Here is a 2785-nt window from a genome sequence, read left to right as displayed (position 1 = left end):
GCGAAAAAGTCAAAGAACGTTTGCCAGATACGGCATTGCATAATCGTTATGGCCCTACTGAAACTACTATCAATGCCACTCACTGGTGTCATCACAAGACGAATGGTGTACAGCCACCCATCGGACGTCCCTTATCCAACACTACCTGCCAGTTATTAGGTAATGCTTTGGACGCGGCTGCAATCGGTGGGATCGCAGAGTTGCTGGTTGGTGGCGAGGGTTTGGCCCGTGGCTATCTACGCCGTCCAGCACTGACCGCCGAACGCTTTATCCCCAATTCGTTCGACGATAGAGGGCAAGGTGGTGGACGACTCTACCGGACTGGCGACCTGGCCCGTTACCGTGCCGATGGTGTGATTGAATACGTTGGCCGTATCGACCACCAGGTGAAGATCCGTGGCTTCCGCATCGAACTGGGCGAGGTCGAGGCCCGCCTGCAAGAGCATGAGGCTGTTCGCGAGGCCGTGGTGATCGATATCGAAGGGCCGAGCGGCAAGCAACTGGCTGCCTATCTCGTGACCGATAGGAGTCTGCCAGACGATGCAGAGCGGCAAGCCACATTGCGCAACACCTTGCGCGACTATCTGAAGGAAAGTCTGCCGGACTACATGGTCCCGGCCCATCTGGTGTTCCTTGGGGCGATGCCGCTGACGGCCAACGGCAAACTCGACCGGAGGGCCTTGCCGAAACCCGATGCCAGCCAGTTGCAGCAGGATTACGTGGCGCCGCAAAGCGAACTGGAACAACGGATCGCCGCCATCTGGGCCGATGTGCTGAAAGTCGAAAAGGTCGGCCTGACCGATAATTTCTTCGAACTGGGTGGTCATTCACTACTGGCAATAAGTGTTACTACGCGAGTTCGGGCTGAGCTGGGTATCGAGGTTCCTCTGGGCTTTTTATTCGAGCGTGAAAATTTATTTGCATATGCAGCCGCTCTCTCTGGCCAGCGTTTCGCCGGCGAAGAGGACTTCGATGAGCTGAGTGAGTTTCTGACGGAATTGGAGAGTATTTAATATGAGTCCGCAAAACCTGGAAATCACTCGGAGGTTTATTTTCCTGTCCCTGGAGCAGCGTAGGCAGTTTTTGCTCAAGCTGCAATCCAAGGGAATGAGCTTCGCGCAGTTGCCGATTCCACAAGTCAGGCAGGAATTGGAGCGTTTGCCACTCTCGTACGCCCAACAGCGGCAGTGGTTCCTCTGGCAACTGGAGCCGGAAAGTACCGCCTACAATATGCCAGTTGCACTGCGGCTTAAGGGTGAGCTGCATATCGAAGCTCTGCGTTCGAGTTTCGACGCCTTGATTGCTCAACACGAGACCTTGCGCACCACCATCCGTCAGGATAGTGAACAGGGGCGGCAAGTTGTTCATCCACGGATCGATCTTGCGCTGGATCAGGAATATCTGGAAAAGGTAGATGAAGCCCTGATCCAGTTCAAAGTCGAGGAAGAAGTCGCCAAGCCTTTCGACCTAGAGCATGGCCCGCTTTTGCGTGTAAAGCTGTTGCGGTTGGCCGAGGATGATCATGTCCTGGTACTGACTCTGCACCATATCGTCTCCGATGGCTGGTCGATGCCCATCATGGTCGATGAACTGGTCCAGCTCTATGAAGGCTACCGCATAGGCCAGGCGACAAACCTGCCGGAACTGCCGATCCAGTACGCAGATTATGCTATCTGGCAACGTAGTTGGATGGAGGCGGGTGAGCAGGAGCGGCAATTAGCTTATTGGAAGGCTCAACTGGGTGAGGAACAACCGGTACTGGAGTTGCCGACTGACCGTCCTCGTCCCTCTGTTCAAAGCCATACTGGTGCCATCCTGTATATCGAACTGGGCGATGATCTTGCCAAATCCCTCAAGCATCTGGCCCAGCAACAGGGCGTGACACTGTTCATGTTGCTGCTGGCCAGTTTTCAGGCCCTGCTGCACCGCTATTCGGGACAAGACGATATTCGTGTGGGTATACCGAATGCCAACCGTAACCGGCTGGAGACAGAAGGCCTGATCGGCTTCTTCGTCAATACCCAGGTGCTCAAGGCCGAGTTCGACCTGCAGACGACCTTCGGTGAATTGCTGCAACAGGTCCAGCAGGCCGTTTTGGCTGCTCAGGCTCATCAGGACCTGCCGTTCGAGCAACTGGTGGAGGCGCTGCACCCTGAGCGCAGCCTGAGCCATAGCCCTCTGTTCCAGGTGATGTACAACCACCAGAACCAGCTAAAAGGTGAGAGCCGCCGCTTGCCAGGGCTGGAGGTTGAAGGGCTGATCCTGGAAGGGCACACCGCCAAGTTCGACCTGACGCTGGACACCTTCGAGCATGAGCAAGGGATTGGCGCATCGCTGAGCTATGCCACAGCGCTGTTCGACAAACCAACCATCGAGCGCTTGGCCAGGCACTGGCTCAATCTGTTGGAAGGCATAACCAATAGGCCAAGTCAGCGTGTCGCTGAACTGCCTCTGTTAAGTAAAGAAGAGCAGCAACAGATTATCTACGACTGGAACCGTACCGAGGCAAGTTACCCGAGCGACCAGTGCCTCCACCAGTTGATCGAAGTCCAGGCCGAGAAAGCCCCGGATGCAGTAGCGGTGATCTTTGATAACCAAGAGTTGAGCTACCGGCAACTGAACCAGAAAGCCAACCAGTTGGCTCACAAGCTGCGTGAGCTGGGGGTAGGCCCGGACGTGCTGGTGGGTATCGCGGTGGAGAGGAGTTTTGAGATGGTGGTGGGGCTGCTGGCGATCCTGAAGGCCGGCGGCGCCTACGTACCGCTGGATCCCGAGTATCCGCAGG

The 2785-nt window shown here is 56.0% G+C and carries 2 protein-coding genes; both read left to right on the top strand.

Going from position 1 to position 2785, the window contains the following annotated elements; translation table 11 throughout:
* Positions 1-1013: phosphopantetheine-binding protein (locus tag DNJ95_RS19025; RefSeq protein ID WP_165491666.1), on the top strand; the 1013-nt coding region annotated here is incomplete at its 5' end.
* A 1-nt stretch (position 1014) separates the two neighbouring features.
* On the top strand, positions 1015-2785 hold a 1771-nt coding region (locus DNJ95_RS19020), incomplete at its 3' end, for a condensation domain-containing protein (protein ID WP_165491665.1).

The sequence above is a fragment of the Stutzerimonas kirkiae genome, assembly GCF_004327335.1.
Classification (GTDB): Bacteria; Pseudomonadota; Gammaproteobacteria; order Pseudomonadales; family Pseudomonadaceae; genus Stutzerimonas; species Stutzerimonas kirkiae.
Note: the sequence above shows the minus strand (reverse complement) of the source record. Positions and strands in the feature narration are given on the sequence as shown.